We start from the raw sequence: 15,947 nt of genomic DNA on the forward strand, positions 1-15,947 counted from the left end.
GCTGTCGCAGAATCCTACAAGGTAGACGGAAAAGTCTTGTTTATCATTGTTTCAACCGGCATAGAAAAAAGATCGCAGCCTTCGTCAGCTCCTACTGTAGGAGCTGCCGAAGGCTGCGATCTTTTAATCTTGCTATCAATTGCCGCTTTCACTCTCCAGCGATTCTTCAACCTCGGCTACCGTCTTACCCTTGGTCTTCAATTCACTGACAATCACCGCCGCCACGATCAACCCGGCACCCAGCAATGCAATTGCCGGCAAGCGCTCCCCGGCGATCCGTCCGACGATCCCGGCCCACACCGGTTCACCGGCGTATATCAACGTGGCGCGGGTCGGCGAAACACTCTTCTGCGCCCAGTTCATCGCCACCTGGATCGCCGCGCTCGCCGCACCCAGGCCGAGTGCGCTGCACAGCAACAACCAGGAAAAATCCGGCAGGGCTTCATTGGTCGGCACCACCATCAGGAATGACAGCACCGACGTCACCGCCAGTTGCACCACGGTCACTCGCTTGACGTCGACTTGACCGGCAAAGTTGCTGATCAGAATGATCTCTGCGGCGATGGCAATGGCGCTGATCAGCGTGGCGATTTCACCGGGACTGAAGTTGAGCGAAGCACCGGACGGGCCGGACAGCAGCATCAACCCGGTAAACGCCAGCATGATCCCGACGCTCGGCATCAGCCCCGGTCGACGACCCAGCACCAGCCATTGCAGCAACGGCACGAAAGGCACGTACAGCGCGGTAATAAAAGCCGATTGGCTGCTGGGAATACTTTGCAGGCCGACGGTCTGCAAGCCGTAACCGAGCATGATCGCCACGCCGATAAAAGCACCGGCCTTGAGTTCGAACAGAGTCAGGTTCCGCAGGCTGCGCCAGGAGAACAGGGCAACGATGATCGCCGCAGCGGCAAAACGCAGGCCGACGAAAAACATCGGGCCGCTGACGGTCATCGCATGCTGGACCAGCAAAAAGGTCCCGCCCCAGACCATGGTGATCAACACCAGTACACATTCGGCCTTGCTGAGCCGAAGGAAACGGGAGGAAGCCTGAGGGGTGTTCACCGACGTCATGATCTTGCGCGCTACCTGAGGGGGACGCACAATGCGCCGGAAGTTGGGCAGTATACTGCGCAGCACCACCAAGTGAGCAATATAGTGCACAAAGATTCCACGCAACGGGCTTCGGTCCTCCAGCACGTCAGTCAAAACGTTCGACGTTTGCGCCATGCCGCCGACATGAGCCAGACCGCTTTGGCGGAAAAGTCCGGTGTCAGCCGCCGCATGCTGGTGGCCATCGAGGCCGGTGAAAAAAACGTCAGCCTGACCACACTCGACCGCGTGGCCGAGGCGTTGGACGTGGCGTTCAGCGATCTGATCCAGGCCCCAGACGTCCGCGACCACAGCCGCATCAACGAACTGGCCTGGGCCGGTACGATCCCCGGCAGCAAGGCCGTTTTGCTGGCCAAGGCCAATGCCAGCCGTGAAGTGGAACTGTGGGAATGGCGCCTTGAACCGGGCGAGCACTATCCCTCGGAACCGGACGCCGATGGCTGGAGCGAGCAGTTCTACGTCTTTGAAGGCTGCCTGACGCTGATGGTCGGCGATGTGCCGCACAGGATCGCTGCCGGTGAATTTTTCATGTTCGCCAGTAACCAGCCGCACTCCTATCGCAACGAAGGGCCCGTGGCCGTGCGATTCGTGCGCAATGTGGTGATCTGACTGTTGGGCCAGCAACAGCGGATCTACATTTTGCCTTTTTGAAGTTGTAAGCTTCCTGTCTTTATTTGCGTATCCAATTGAAATTTAAGTAATTTATTTTCAGGCATGACTCCTGCAAACCTCTGGCTATTCATCCTCAGGTTTTCGGAGTGCCGTTTGATGGCCCGTGAAATTCGTCTCAACGCTTTTGACATGAACTGCGTCGGTCACCAGTCGCCAGGACTGTGGGCGCACCCGCGGGATCGCTCTTGGCAGTACAAGGATCTGGAGTACTGGACCGACCTGGCGAAAATCCTTGAGCGCGGCAAGTTCGACGGATTGTTCATTGCCGATGTGCTGGGCATCTATGACGTCTACAACGGCAATGGTGACGCGGCGATTCGCCAGGCGGCGCAGGTGCCGGTCAATGATCCGCTACAACTGATCCCGCCGATGGCGCTAGTCACCGAGCATCTGGGTTTCGGCTTGACCGCGTCGCTGTCGTTCGAACATCCGTATCCGTTCGCCCGGCGTCTTTCGACCCTCGATCATCTGACCAAGGGCCGTGCTGGCTGGAACATTGTCACGTCATACCTGGAGAGCGGTGCGAAAAACCTTGGCCAAAAGGCCCAGACCGAACACGACGCGCGTTATGACTTTGCCGAAGAGTACCTGGAGGTTTGCTACAAGCTGTGGGAGGGCAGTTGGGAAGACGGCGCGATCCTGCGTGACCGCGAGCGCCGGGTGTTCAGCGACCCGAGCAAGATCCACGAGATCCAGCACGTCGGCAAACACTTCCAGGTACCAGGCATCCACCTTTGCGAACCTTCGCCGCAACGCACGCCGGTGCTGTATCAGGCCGGTGCATCGAGCCGCGGCAAACAGTTCGCGGCTGAACATGCCGAGTGTGTGTTCGTCGCTGCGCCATCGAAAGTGCTGCTGAAAAAAACCGTGGCCGATATTCGTCGACGAGCCGCCGAAGCGGGGCGCGATCCGTCGAAGGTCCTGATCTTCAACCTGCAAACGGTGATCCTGGGCGAGACCGATGCCAAAGCCAAGGCCAAGTTCGAGGAATACAAAAGCTGGGTCAGCTATGAGGGCGCCATGGCGCTGATTTCCGGCTGGACCGGCATCGACTTCAGCCGTTTCAAACCGGATGAGCCGCTCAAGCATGTGCACACCAATGCCATTCAATCGGCGGTGGAGGCGTTCTCCACGGCCGATCCGAACAAGGTCTGGACGCCCAACGAGCTGGCGGATTGGGTGGGTATCGGCGGTTTCGGTCCGCTGTTTGTCGGCAGCCCGGAAACAGTGGCCGATCTGTTGCAAGAGTGGGTCGACGAGACTGATGTCGATGGGTTCAACCTGGCTTATGCGCTGACCCACGAGACCTTCATTGACGCTGTGGATTTACTGGTGCCGGAGTTGCAGAAACGCGGCGTGTACAAAACCGAATACGCCCCTGGCACCTTGCGTGAGAAATTGTTCGGCCAGGGACCGAAGCTGCCGGACATTCACCCAGGCGCCGGCTATCGCGACCTCGCGGCTTTGCGACAGCAAGAGAAGAAGGTGGTGTCCGCCTAGAAGTCTCGCCTGTAAGGCCACCATCGCTAGCAGGCTAGCTCCCACAGGGGAATGGGGATGTTCGGTAATATTGCGCCGAACGCCGATCCACCGTAGGAGCAAGCTTGCTCGCGATGAGGCCGGTACATTCAGTATCGATGTCACCTGGCGGGTGAAGCGTCCTACTTTAGTCCTGCTGGGCGAACCTTCCATGGCTTAGGCGCCTATTATCGTTCGCGCGGTGTACGTGATTTCTATCCAGCTAAACATTGACCAGTGAGAACGGCATGAGTGAAACCCAAAGCGGACAGGCGACCGACGCCATCCGTCACGCGGACATCCTGATCATCGGCGGCGGCCTCAGCGGCGCGATGCTGGCGGCGCAGTTGATGCGCCTGCCGGGCCAGCGGCAAGTGCTGGTGATAGAACCCCGCGCCGAACTGGGCCGGGGCGAGGCCTACAGCGCCTTGGAGCTGGGCCATACGCTGAACGGCAATGCGGCGCGCATGAGCGTCGATCCGGACAACGCCGATGACCTGACCCAGTGGCTGACCGAGTTCATTGCCGCCGGTGGCTGGCCGGAGTCGGATGAACAGCATGTGCCGATCAGTGAACTGTTTCCGCCTCGGGGAATGTTCGGCCTGTATGTGCAGCAGCGTCTGGCCGAGGCCAAGGTCGCGGGATTGGTGATCGGCTCGACGGTCGAACATGTGCGGGCTGAAGTCGTGGATCTGCAAACCGAAGCGCAAGCGGTGCGCTTGACCTTGAGCGACGGCCAGCGCTTGCAAGGCACATTCGCCGTGCTCGCCACTGGCATGTTTCCCGCCGCGCGCACGCCGCAAACCGAATCCAGCGGCTTGAATGCCGCGGCCCTCGATCCGTGGGATGTGGCTGCGATGCAGCAGCTGGATCCACAGTCGACGGTGCTGATCATCGGCTCGGGTCTGACCATGGTCGATGCCGTGGTGTCACTGGAACAGGCTGGGCATCGCGGGCCGATCGAAGTGTTTTCCCGTCACGGTTTGCTGCCCCATGTGCGACGGCAACCTCCGGCCTGGGTGGATTTTCTGGCTGAAGACCACAGCATTCGCACACCCCGTCAATTGCTGCGCGAACTGCGTCGGCATTGCCGGGAAGCCATCGCTCAGGGCATCGATTGGCAAGCGCCGCTGGACACGGTGCGCGCGCATATCGGGCGTTTGTGGCATCAGGCGACGGATGTGCAGCGCCGGCAGTTTGTGCGCCATGTGCGGCCATGGTGGGAAAGCCATCACCACCGCTCGCCACCGCTGAGCGCCGAAATGGTGGAACGCTTGCACGGGGAGGGACGGTTGCGGATTCAAGCGGCGTCGTTCCAAGGGCTGGAACCGTCGACGAACGGCGAAGTGAGCATACGCATTCGACGTCGGGGCGAGGCGCACACCACGATGGTCAGCGGTGCGGCGTTGATCAACTCCAGCGGCATCGAGTACGACTGGCGCCGGGTGGCACGCCCGCTGCCGCAGCAATTGCTGGCACGCGGCTTGATTCGTCCGGGGCCGTTGGCGCTGGGGATTGCCGCCGAAGTGGATGGTGCGGTACTGGATGCCGAAGGACGTCCCGCCGAACGATTGTTCGCGATGGGGCCGCCATTGCGCGGGATGTGGTGGGAAAGTACCGCGGTGACGGACGTGGCCAGCCAAGCCAAGTCCTTGGCGGCGCGCTTGGCAACTCCCCGACCTGTGTAGCAGCTGCCGAGCCTGCGAGGCTGCGTTCGAGCGCGCAGCGGTCGTGAAGCGGCAGGCGATAGTCTGAACCCAGAAGATTTCGATCACAGGTTTTGCGTCTGCTGCGCAGCCGAACGCAGCCTCGGCAGCTGCTACAGATTTTGGTGGTGGCAAATGCAAGAAACCCCGCTTTTGGCGGGGTTTCTTGTTTCAGGCAGCCCAAGGCTGTTGATCAATAGCGCTGGTATTTGGAACCGAACTCAGGGCGATTTTCTGCGACGTAGATTTTCCCTTGTTGGCTGTCTTTGTGGTCGATACCCACAGTGTTCACGTTCAAAGTGGCCGGCTGGCTGACTTTGGCAGCGGCAACCACTTGCGAAGTGGCGTGTGGGGCGGCGATGGCGGAAGTAGCGCCAAGAACCGAGAGGGCGAATCCAAGACCGATGATGCTTTTCATGGTGTTGCTCCAGAGCGTGGGAAGAAGATGTGGCCACTGTAGTGCTGGAGCTGCACGATGAGAAAACACCCTGAGGAATAGTCGTTATCGAGCGCGTTGATCGATAGACGCGAACTGCAGGAGTGAGCCTGCTCGCGATTGGGCCTTCCAGTCGACAATGATGTCGTCTGACATTGCCTCATCGCGAGCAGGCTCGCTCCTGCAGTGGATCGTTGTGGGCGGGGAGATCGTAATCAGTAGCGCTGATATTTCGAACCGAACTCGGCACGGTTTTCCGCGACGATCACGCCACCGAGCAGTGCGTTGCTCGGGATCGAGGCCACGCGCTCACGCAGTTCTTGCAGACGGTCGGCGCCACCTTCGGCCACACGATTCTGAATCAGGCGATCAGAGCCACCTTCGGCCACGCGATTCTGGATCAGGCGATCAGAGCCGCCTTCGGCCACGCGGTTCTGGATCAGGCGATCAGAGCCACCTTCGGCCACACGATTCTGCTGCAACCGGTCCGAACCGTCTTTGGCCAGCAGCGACTGGATCTGGCTGTGGGAAACGGTGCTGGAAGTGTTGGCCGATGCCAGGTTCGACAAGCCAAGACCGCCCACCAGGGCGAGACCGAGTGCCAGGGACGAAACTTTCGAGAAGTTGATCATGGGTAATTCTCCGTGCGCTTAAGTGTGAGGGGTCAGTAGCTCGTGCTATCTGGTGGTCACAGTTAAACGCCGGGGTGTATCGCTGATGTGTGCCTGAAACGCGCGAAATCGGCTTTAACGTATCTGGGCGAGGGTCTTATACAAACGGATACAAAACCCTTGATAAAGGCTTAAGCCTGTTCATCGAGCATTTCCACCGGATAGGAAAACACATAGCCCTCGCTGCGTACGGTTTTGATGTAGGTCGACTCCCGCGAGTCATCCTTGAGTCGTTGGCGCAAGCGGCTGACCAGCAAGTCGATGGAGCGATCGAACAGATCGGCGTCGCGGCCCTGGGTCAGGTTGAGCAGTTGATCGCGGTTGAGCACCCGTTGCGGGTGATCGAGGAATACCCGCAGCAATCGATATTCGGCACCGCTGAGGGCGACCAGGGTGCCGTCTTCGTCCAGCAAATGGCGCGCGGTGGTGTCCAGCCGCCAACGGCCGAAACCGAGCAGGCGGCCACTTTCGGTGACCAGCAGGTTCGGCGGCAGCATTCGGGTGCGGCGCAACACGGCGTTGATCCGCGCCAGTAATTCACGGGCGGCGAAAGGTTTGGTCAGGTAGTCATCGGCGCCCATTTCCAGGCCAAGGATGCGGTCGGTTTCGTCATTGCGAGCGGTCAGCATCAGGATCGGCGTGGCTTTGTGTTTGCCTGAGCGCAGTTCGCGGCACAGCACCAGGCCGTCATCGCCGGGCAGCATGATGTCGAGGACGATCAGGTCGACCTGGTTGGTTTCGAGGAAGCTGCGCATGTGCCGGCCGTCGGGGACCATAGTCGTGCGCAGGCCGTTTTTCTTGAGGTAGTTGCCCACCAGTTCGCGAATTTCGCGATCGTCGTCGACGATCAGGATGTGGTTGGTGTGGTCCATTGCGTGATCCTTTTGTTATTCGCGGTTCGCCCATTCTAGGGGAGTGGCGGGGAATTGTGTTTGCCGGTTTTTGGGGCGGTATACACCGGGTTGCTCGTGTGTGGCAGTCAGCTCATCCGACAATCAATTTGCCCGTATGAAATCTATCGTGTATTTTTTCATGAAATTAAAACGATAAAATTTCATGGAGCCGGCATGTTTCAGCAATCCACCCGACACATCGACAGCTATTACGCCCACACCTGCGCGGATCAGCTGCCCAATCGACCGGCTCTGGAAGGCGAACACGCCACCGACATACTGATCATCGGCGCCGGTTTCAGTGGCCTTCACACGGCATTGCGCCTGGCCCTGGCCGGTAAGCGAGTGACGTTGCTCGAAGCCAGTCGGGTGGCTTGGGCGGCATCGGGACGCAACGGCGGCCAGGCCATTCTCGGCTGGTCGTGTGACATGCCACCGCTGGAAGCGGCGCTGGGTTACGGGCGCGCACGGCAGTTGTGGGAGGGCATGCGCTGGGCGGCGCGCGAGTTGCGTGAACTGCCAGCACGCCATGGCTTCGAGTGCGATTACCGGCCGGGTCACCTGTGGACCTCGGTGATGCCACGACGGGTCAGTCTGCTCACCGATTGGCAGCACGAAGCCAGTCACAAATGGGGGCATGACGGTCTGCAATTCATCCCGCGGCAACAACTGCCCGACTGGGTTGCCAGCGAGCGTTATCAGGCGGGGCTGTTTGATCCCGAAGGCGGGCATTTGAATCCGCTGAAGCTGGCGCTGGGGCTGGCTGCTGCGGTTGAGCGGGCCGGCGGGGTGATTCATGAACACAGCAAGGCACTGAATTATCGCGAGGATGCAAACGGCTACGTGGTGACTACCGAACGCGGACGTGTCCGCGCCGATGTACTGGTACTGGCCTGCAACGCCTACCTGGATCGGCTCGACCCGCAACTGTCGAGTTGTGTGTTGCCGGTCGGCACTTATCAGGTGGCCACCGCAGCGCTGACCGAGGAACAGGCAACCGCGTTGTTGCCGAGCAATGTGTGCGTCACCGACAACCAGTTCGTGCTCGATTATTTCCGCCGCACACCGGACAACCGGCTGCTGTTCGGCGGAGGTTGCACGTATCTGGGGGGCATGCCGAAGGATATCGCCGGTGCGACCCGGCCGTGCCTGGAACGTGTGTTTCCACAATTGAAGGGCGTCGAGCTGGAGTTCGCCTGGGGCGGTCATATCGACCTGACCCTCAAGCGCACGCCTGACATCGGCCGACGCGGCGACCTTTACTGGCTGCAGGGCTACTCCGGGCACGGTGTGCTGCCCACCCTGGCTGCGGCGCGTGCGGTGTCCGATGCAATACTGGGCCAGCAGGACGAACTGGCGTTGTACCAGGGTTTGACCAACGGCAGCTTTCCCGGCGGCAAATACATGGCCGCGCCGCTGGAAGCCATCGGCAAAGCCTGGTATCGGCTGCGCGACAGCATTTGAAAAAACGAGAATTTGCGGAAGCCTTTCGATGGACATGCAAGAAGAGATTTCGGCGTTGGCGATCCTGATTCAGGACCTGCGCAAACACAAGAAGTACACCCTCAAGGAACTGGCGGACAAAATCGGCCGTTCGGTGGGTTTCCTGTCGCAGGTCGAACGCGGGTTATCGCGCCCGACGGTCGCGGACCTGACGGCCATCAGCGAAACCCTCGGTGTGCCAACCACCTATTTCTACAGTCTGCCCAAACCCATGGCGTTGCCCTGGGTGACCCGGCCGGATGAACGCCGCACGTTGTACTACGCCGACGGCATCACCGACATCATGGTCTCACCCAAGATGCGCGCCTCGTTTTCGATGCTCGAAAGCCAGCTCGAACCCGGTGCGAGCAGCGGTGACCGGCACATGAAAGACAGCTCGGAGCAGGGCGGTTATGTCCTCGAAGGCGCGTTGACACTGTGGCTGGATAACGACGAGCCGGTGACCCTGCACGCCGGTGACAGCTTTCAACTGGCCAGCCATGCCCACTGCCGCTATGGCAATCTGAGCGACCAACTTACCCGCGTGCTTTGGGTTTACACCTGATAAAAACAACAAGGAACAAGATGATGGATGCTGTGTGCTCTGAACTGCTGGCCGAAGTGCGTGGGTTTCGTCAGCGCTACCCCGATGTGCGTTACGTCGACCTGATTTCCCTGGACATCCCCGGGCATTTTTACGGCAAGCGCTACCCGGTCGAAATGCTCGAAAAAGTGGCTGCCGGCAGTGCGCTGAAATTGCCGCAGAACTGTGTATTGCTCGGTACTCAGGGCGGGTTGTTCAAGATCGGCGACTACTGCTTCAACGACGGCGACCCGGATGCATTGCGGCGCCTGGTGCCCGGCACGCTGAAGTTGGTGAGCTGGGAAAAACAGCCGCTGGGACAAATGCTGATCACCTCCGACGGCACAGAAAAACCGATCGAGTTCGAGCCGCGCGAAGTGTTGGCACAAGTGCTGGCGCGGCTGGGCCGCAAGGGCATTTTTCCGGTGGTGGCATTCGAGCTGGAGTTCTATCTGTTCGACAGCCAGTTGCGTGACGGCTTGCCGCAGTTTGCCCGCGATCCGCTGACAGGCGATGCCGATGATCAGCCGAACATGCACATCGAGCGTCTTTCGCGTTTCGCCCCGGTGCTCGATGAAATGGTCGAGACCGCGCGGGCGCAAGGCATCGACGCCACGGTGATCACCGCCGAACTGGGGCCAGGTCAATTTGAAATCAATTTCGGCCACTGCGATGACGGCTTGCGTGCCGCCGATTGGTCCGCCCTGTTTTGCCGCAGCACCCGTGGCGTGGCGCTCAAGCACAACTACCGCGCCAGTTTCATGGCCAAACCCTACCTGCAGCATCCTGGCAGCGGCATGCATGTGCATGTGAGCCTCTACGACAAGGCCGGCAATAACCTGTTGGCGGCCAATGGTCAGCGTGCGTTGCGCCATGCCGTGGCCGGTTGCCTGGATGTGTTGCCGCACTGCATGCCGATCTTCGCGCCGAACCACAATGCCATGCGCCGCCTGAGCGGCACGGTGAACGTCGCATCGCGCGCCAGTTGGGGTTTTGAAGACCGTGACGCCTGCCTGCGGGTGCCGGACTCGGACGCGAAGAACCTGCGGATCGAGCATCGCCTGGCCGGCGCCGATGCCAATCCATACCTGGTACTTGCCGCCATTCTGGTGGGGTTGGAGCAGGGGCTGGAAGGGGAGCGCGAGCCGATTGCGCCGCTGAACGAAGACCGCAGCAGCGGCATCGACTTCCCGCTGGAAATGCTTGAGGCCGTGCAGTCGATGCAAAACCATTCGTCACTGCGCGCAGGGTTGGGGGCCGAGTTTGTCGATGTCTATTGCGAGAACAAGCGTCAGGATCATTTGGCATTCCTGCACGACATCAGCGCGCGGGAGTACCGCTGGTTCCTGTAGTTAAAGACGTTTCGAGGTTAGCCCTAAAAAATGTCTGGCTATTTAACGGCTTAGAGATTTTAGTAACTGACCGGTTAAATAAAATATCTTGTTACAGCGTGAAACATTGCGTAATATCCGCGCCGCGTTCACCACCACGGTTTATGCATTTTTAAATCCCGGGCGTCCATCAGCTGCCCGGGATTTTTTTTGCCTGTCATTTCTGCGCCCATCAGCTCATCAGGACTTCGCTTCCTTGGTGCCCAGCACGTCGCGTATGTTGTCCACGACATTGCTGTCCTTGATCACATCGTTGAGCCAGCCTTCGAGCGGCATGTTGCCCCATTTGATCGCGCGTTCGATCAAGTAGGGGACAGGGCTCTGGGGCTCGGTCTGCTTGAAGAACTGCGCGATACCCGCCAGCAGGGTGAACGCTTCGTCGCGGGTCTGCGGCGTGGTGCGCAGCGGCGTGACGGGAATGTCTTGCTGGGTCTGGGTCATTGCAGCACCTGTAGGTTGTGCGCCAGCGCTTTCAGAGACGGTCGGGGTTGCAGCGACAGGGGCCGGATGCAGTTCGATCCCCCGATCTTTAAGCAGCTTCTCGGCCAATTGGCCGGCACGGGACAGCACGTCATGCAGCCCGGCAAAGCTCGGCGCCTCGTGGCCGAACAGCCGGTCAGCGGTGCTCTGCAATTGCTGGCACGCGTTGAGGCTGGCGGCGATTTCGGCGGCCTTGCGGCGCAGGTGATCGGAATCGGTTAGCACCACCGAGCGCTGAAAAACCTCAGCGTTGATCTTGCCTTCATCAAGGGCGGCGCGCATGGCCTGAGGGCTTTGCAGTGCCAGGTTTTCGACATGCCTGGACTCGTCGTAACGCAGCAAACCGTACTGCTGGCCCTGAGTGATGGGCAGTCCGCCTACGACATCGGTCAGGGTGGTTTTCATCCACGCCAAACGCGCCGCGCGTTCATCGACGCCGTCTTCGAGGGAGGGATAGAGATCGCTCCAGAAATTATCCAGAATGCGTTCGGCCAGCGTCAGGCCAAAGGTGATACCGCTGAAATGATGCTGGTGCGCCAGCCCTTCGCTGAGCCAGGCGACCAGCATCAGGTCCTTGCTCTGTCGAGCCAGGCCTTGGGCCGCCAGGGTGATGGTCAGGTCCCAGTCAGAGGACTTCAGATCCGTTTGCCAGTCACCCTGGGTCAAATAATCGGGGTCTGCTCGCCGCGCTTCTTTCACCTGATCGAACAAGGCGGAAAAGCTCAAGTCTTCGCCGCTCCCCTCATTGATGGGCGCGGTCAGTTCGGCCAGCGAAAGGTCGTTGAGAAATTCAGACATAGGTAACTCTGATCAAAATAAAAGAACACCGTACCCGCCCGGCGGGCACGGTGCTGAAAACGAGCCGCCTGGACGGCCCGTCATTGCCACGGTGTTATGCGAAAACCTTGTTGGCAGTGCGATCCCAACCGCCGGTGACGTTGCCGCCGCCCTGGCCATCGGCACGGCTCTGCTGGGTGTAGGTGGTTTTGATGCGGGCAAAGTTGAAGCTGATTTCTTCGATTGGCAGGTCGCCAACCGATTTGTCTTCGCCGTTCTGGCTGCCACCGGCGACCGCTTTGACCGACGACACCACGACTTCTTCCAGGTTGATGGTCAGGTAGGTCACCTTGTCACCACCAGCGCGGTTCACATTCAGTTGGATCTTGGGGATGTGCGTGCCTTTGCAGCAGGCTTCGAACAGCTTGGCAGAAGCCTTGTCCACGGCTTTGCGGATGCTGAAATCGCTCAGCGCGACACGCTCCGACGAAGCACCGCCCGACGAGCTGGCAGTCGCGGAAGTGGCCTGGGTAGCGCCGTACTCGTAGCCCAGCACTTCGATCCAATCCTTGTGTTTGTCGTCCAGTACTTCACCTGGAATGCCGTCGATCTGGATGTATGCGTCAAATGCCATTTCTAATTTCTCCTTACCTTCATTTAAAGGGATGAATCTGAAAACAGATCGCAGCCCTTCGTTTTAACCTCTTTGAAACGATCAAGAGAGGTGTGTTACGGCAGCCTCGGCCCACTTCGAGATGGCCCAGGCACCGGATTTTCTATCACCGGCGCAGGCTTCTCAGTTGAGTGCCCGCACTTCGATTTCTACTCGTCGGTTAGGTTCCAGACAGTGAATCAGTTGCGCCCGTGGTTGCTGCATATCGCACTTGACCAAAGGCTTGGTGCTGCCTTCGCCGACCGCTTCTACCAGCTCGCCAGGGACGCCTTTGCCCACCAGATAGGTCTTGATGGTTTGCGCCCGCTGTTTGGAAACCTGGAGGTTGCCTTGTGGGTCGCCGAGTTGATCGGCGTGCCCGGCGATGATGATTTTCCCGATGTTGGGGGTGCTGAGCAGCTTGCCGGCAATCGCGCTGAGCTGGCTTTGACCCTCGGTCTTGAGGCTCTGGAAATCGGCACGGGCGAAGGCGAACAAGGTGTCCGACTCCAGCGTGATGGTCTCGATCGAACGCAGCGACTGGGTCAGCAAACTGTTGATGTAGTTGCGCGAGCTGGAGATCAGGAACGCGTTATCGAGAATCCGCGGCACGTCCGGCTCGTGAATCTGATCGCTATAGAAATTGATCTGGCGGCTGGCGAATTCGTAGTCCTGATTACCGGTGGCGACAGCGGCGCTGCCGACCTGGCGGGCGATTGCCGGGTACCAGTAATCCGGGATTTTCGCTTTCAGGAAGGCCGGGTCGGCCTTGTCCCGTTGGGCTCGCGACAACATGACGTAAGTGTCCAGCGTTGCCTTGCCGAACGCGGCAATGGATTGCGCGCGGTTGTCGTTGGGCAGCGCCTTGGGCTCGACACTGTCCACACCGGTGACGGGCATCAGCTCTTTGGCATTGCGCTGATAGACCTTGAGCGTGGTCAGCAGATACAACGAGCGGGTCAGGTTGTCGGCGGTGGGCTTGAGCATCACGCTTTCCAGCCGATCGAAATACTGGCTGCGCACCAGTGGCTCTACCTTATGGCCCTGATAAAGCCCGAGGCGCATGCGCAATGGCACGCCTTCATCGTGATGCTGTGCGTAGTAATGCGCGGTCCAGAAGCGCAGGCGATCCAGGGTTTGCCAATCGGTGTATTGACCGCTGGCCGAGCGATCATCGACACCTGCCTGGGTCAGCTCGGCCGTGATGTTATGCAGGGTGTTCCGGTTGTTGACGTACGACCAGCCGAGCAGGCTGCACAGCAGCACCGCCACCAACCCGGCGCCGCCGATCCATGCCGCCTTGCGCCGGCGTTCGCGATGGTTGGTGGTGTACAGCGCCACCAGATGCTGGTCGGGGATGATGACCTTGCGGAACAGGCTGTTGATGAACAAAGGACGTGGCTGGGCGTTGCCGCTGGCGATCTCCAGGTCGCGTTCCAGTGAGAAACGCTCGGTCACCTGGCGCGCGTGTCCGCCCATTTCCGGTTGGTCGGCATCCAGGGCACTGGTGAAATAGAAGCCGCGCAGCAGTTCTGCCTGTTGATACGGGTTGGCGCGCAGCAACGCATCGACGAACAGTTGCAGCCGTGGCTTGAGAGCCGCCAGTTCCAGCGGGAAGCGGTACACCGCCGAATCCTGGCGGGTGATCTGGATGTCCTGCGTCACTAATTGCTGGCTCGCTACCTGTTGCCAGTAGCTGACCAGTTCATCCATTGCGACGCCGAAGCGCTGGCCCCAATCGGCCTGTTCGTAACCTTTATGGGAAAAAGTCTTGCCCATGACTTCGCCGCGCGCGGTTTCGTCCAGTTGGCGATAGAAGGGTGCGAAGCCCGGCACCAGGTCACACTTGGTGAACACCAGGTACACCGGCAGACGCACTTCGAGCAGCGCATGGGTTTCCTGAATACGTTCGCGCAGGCGCTTGGCGATACGCTCCTGATCTTCGAGCGAGGCTTGCAGGATGTCGTGGATGCTGACGGTAACGATCAGGCCATTGAGTGGCCGGCGCTGCCGATGCTGGCGCAGCAGTTGCAGGAAGGCCCGCCATTTGCCGGCCTCTTCCTGGTTGTTCATGTAGCGGCCGGCGGTGTCCAGCAGGACCGCCTCGGAGCTGAAAAACCAGTCGCAGTTGCGCGTGCCACCCAGGCCGGCAACGCGCACGCCTTCACGTTCGGCGTAGGGGAAATTGAGACCCGATTGGTACAGCATGGTGCTTTTGCCCGCCGCAGGTTGGCCGACCACCAGATACCAGGGCAAAGCGTACAGCGCATCTTTGGCGTTGCTGCCTCGGGGCTTGTTGCTGTGCAAGCGTTCGATGCTCTGCAACAGCCGCTCACGCAACAGACTGACCTCTTCGCGATCCGCCGGGCTCGCGTTCAACACCGCCTGATCGGCATCGTCACGCAGCAGCTCTTCGAGGTTGTGATGCCGCGACACGCCACGATAGAGCAGCAGCACATAGCCCGCCGACAGCACCAGGAACACGCCGATGCCGGTCAGCAGGCTGTTGAGCGAACTGAAATCAAACGCACGGCCGATGCCCCACACCACGAAAATCGTGAGGAAAAAGCACACCCCCAGAATGTAGGGTTGATAGCGCAAGAAGTAGTACTTGATCTTGTTCATACAGGCTTCGAATCCAGGGCATCGACAAAACGGTCGATAACGTCACCCAGAGGGCGGTCGATTTCGGGAAAGGCGTGTTGGCGGTGGTGCTCGTCGAACGCATCGAAAGACGCCAGCACGTCGTAGCTTTGCGAGCGATCACTGATGCCCGTCAGCACGCGGTAGGCATCGCTGGTTTGGCGTGAGGCGAAGCAGATCAACCGGGGGCGTATGAAGTCGTCGGCCAGCAGGCTGATCTGCGGCACTGCGCGCTCCGGGGTCATTTGCGTCAGCCAGGTGACCCACAAATCAGCGGTTGGATTCTTCAGGCCTCGTTCCGCCGGCAAGGGCAGGGCGATGCCAATTGGCGTCGCGTGCGCCAAGTGTCGTCTGAGGGCCTGAAGCCGGGTCAGCACGGCGTTGGCGACGAATTCCGGGTAGGCACCCTGGAGTGCGCGACTGATATCGCGCAGGTTGAAGTTCACCAGGAACTTGTCATGCACGCGTCGGAACAACTCGAAGTCCTGGCCTTGCAACGGGCGCAGGGCCTTGATGCGTTCGAACAGCACCGAGGTGCTTTCACCCTGGACGGCCATGTGCAGCAGAGGCTTGATCTGGCCACTGAACAGTTCGCCAAGGGTGAACGGATTGACCAGAGGTTCGGCTTCGCTGGCCTTGAGTGTCTGGAAAATGAAAAACGGGTAGCGCCGCCCACTCGAATCTTTCGAGCTGATCAGCCCGCCCAGCAACCAGTTGCCGCTGCGCGCGCGATAGCTGAAAAAGCACACCGGCAACGCGTCGAACAGCTCGCGCCAGTCTTCGCGGTGCTGCAAGGCGGCCAGCGCGCCTTGCAGCCAGCCATCGAACTCGCACACGTCGTCGCCCGCACCTTGCAGGCTGACGAAGTCCGGGCTCGACGGGACTTTTCCGAAGCAGCCGATCATTGGCCGGTTCCCTGATTCAAGGTTC

14 protein-coding genes are annotated in these 15,947 nt (G+C 59.9%); 6 read left to right on the forward strand and 8 right to left on the reverse strand.

All coding sequences use genetic code 11. The features are described 5' to 3' along the window. Positions 1 to 135: 135 nt before the first annotated feature. The gene (locus tag KVG88_RS25780) at positions 136 to 1,164 is read right to left on the reverse strand and encodes a DMT family transporter (protein WP_217873133.1); all 1,029 of its coding nucleotides are present in this window, start codon (positions 1,162 to 1,164) and stop codon (positions 136 to 138) included. On the opposite strand from KVG88_RS25780, the gene KVG88_RS25785 reads away from it, so the two are divergent. The 3 genes from KVG88_RS25785 (at position 1,159) to KVG88_RS25795 (ending at position 4,991) form a co-directional block, all read left to right on the forward strand. After that, a complete protein-coding gene (locus tag KVG88_RS25785) occupies positions 1,159 to 1,722 on the forward strand; it encodes a helix-turn-helix domain-containing protein (protein ID WP_150701457.1) in 564 nt (187 codons plus the stop codon). The genes KVG88_RS25780 and KVG88_RS25785 overlap by 6 nt on opposite strands. Positions 1,723 to 1,881: 159 nt before the next feature. Then, positions 1,882 to 3,285, forward strand: a complete 1,404-nt coding sequence (locus tag KVG88_RS25790) for an LLM class flavin-dependent oxidoreductase (RefSeq protein WP_217873134.1) — start codon at positions 1,882 to 1,884, stop codon at positions 3,283 to 3,285. A 266-nt stretch (positions 3,286 to 3,551) separates the two neighbouring features. Further along, positions 3,552 to 4,991 (forward strand): FAD/NAD(P)-binding protein, encoded by a 1,440-nt coding sequence (locus KVG88_RS25795; RefSeq protein WP_217873135.1) that lies wholly within the window; start codon positions 3,552 to 3,554, stop codon positions 4,989 to 4,991. 211 nt (positions 4,992 to 5,202) lie between these two features. Here KVG88_RS25795 and KVG88_RS25800 read toward each other — a convergent pair whose 3' ends face one another. The 3 genes from KVG88_RS25800 to KVG88_RS25810 all read right to left on the reverse strand — a co-directional run bounded on the left by KVG88_RS25800 (position 5,203) and on the right by KVG88_RS25810 (position 6,988). Beyond that, positions 5,203 to 5,427: a hypothetical protein gene (locus KVG88_RS25800; protein ID WP_217873136.1), complete on the reverse strand. Its 225-nt coding sequence runs from the start codon at positions 5,425 to 5,427 to the stop codon at positions 5,203 to 5,205. Between the two features lie 233 nt (positions 5,428 to 5,660). Beyond that, positions 5,661 to 6,077, reverse strand: a complete 417-nt coding sequence (locus tag KVG88_RS25805; protein ID WP_217873137.1) for a hypothetical protein — start codon at positions 6,075 to 6,077, stop codon at positions 5,661 to 5,663. Between the two features lie 170 nt (positions 6,078 to 6,247). Beyond that, positions 6,248 to 6,988, reverse strand: coding sequence for a response regulator (locus KVG88_RS25810; protein ID WP_150705082.1), 741 nt, complete (start codon positions 6,986 to 6,988; stop codon positions 6,248 to 6,250). A gap of 195 nt (positions 6,989 to 7,183) precedes the next feature. On the opposite strand from KVG88_RS25810, the gene KVG88_RS25815 reads away from it, so the two are divergent. The 3 genes from KVG88_RS25815 to KVG88_RS25825 are packed head-to-tail and all read left to right on the forward strand — an operon-like array spanning position 7,184 to position 10,426. Next, the gene (locus KVG88_RS25815) at positions 7,184 to 8,473 is read left to right on the forward strand and encodes an NAD(P)/FAD-dependent oxidoreductase (RefSeq protein WP_150705083.1); all 1,290 of its coding nucleotides are present in this window, start codon (positions 7,184 to 7,186) and stop codon (positions 8,471 to 8,473) included. 28 nt (positions 8,474 to 8,501) lie between these two features. Beyond that, a complete protein-coding gene (locus KVG88_RS25820) occupies positions 8,502 to 9,056 on the forward strand; it encodes a helix-turn-helix domain-containing protein (protein WP_150705084.1) in 555 nt (184 codons plus the stop codon). A 23-nt stretch (positions 9,057 to 9,079) separates the two neighbouring features. Continuing rightward, positions 9,080 to 10,426, forward strand: coding sequence for a glutamine synthetase family protein (locus KVG88_RS25825; protein WP_217873138.1), 1,347 nt, complete (start codon positions 9,080 to 9,082; stop codon positions 10,424 to 10,426). Positions 10,427 to 10,645: 219 nt separating this feature from the next. Here the strand turns inward: KVG88_RS25825 and tssA are convergent, their stop codons facing one another. From tssA to tagF, 4 genes are all read right to left on the reverse strand, one after another. Next, entirely contained in the window at positions 10,646 to 11,743 is a 1,098-nt protein-coding gene (gene tssA, locus KVG88_RS25830; RefSeq protein WP_150705086.1) for a type VI secretion system protein TssA, read from the reverse strand. A gap of 94 nt (positions 11,744 to 11,837) precedes the next feature. After that, positions 11,838 to 12,356 carry an Hcp family type VI secretion system effector gene (locus KVG88_RS25835; protein WP_217873139.1) on the reverse strand — a complete coding sequence of 173 codons (519 nt, stop codon included), beginning with the start codon at positions 12,354 to 12,356 and terminating at the stop codon, positions 11,838 to 11,840. 162 nt (positions 12,357 to 12,518) lie between these two features. Next, the gene (gene tssM / locus KVG88_RS25840) at positions 12,519 to 14,999 is read right to left on the reverse strand and encodes a type VI secretion system membrane subunit TssM (RefSeq protein WP_217873140.1); all 2,481 of its coding nucleotides are present in this window, start codon (positions 14,997 to 14,999) and stop codon (positions 12,519 to 12,521) included. Beyond that, positions 14,996 to 15,922, reverse strand: a complete 927-nt coding sequence (gene tagF / locus KVG88_RS25845; RefSeq protein ID WP_217873141.1) for a type VI secretion system-associated protein TagF — start codon at positions 15,920 to 15,922, stop codon at positions 14,996 to 14,998. Before tagF ends, tssM begins: the two co-directional genes overlap by 4 nt. Positions 15,923 to 15,947 lie beyond the last annotated feature (25 nt).

The organism is Pseudomonas azerbaijanoccidentalis (genome assembly GCF_019145495.1).
GTDB lineage: Bacteria > Pseudomonadota > Gammaproteobacteria > Pseudomonadales > Pseudomonadaceae > Aquipseudomonas > Aquipseudomonas azerbaijanoccidentalis.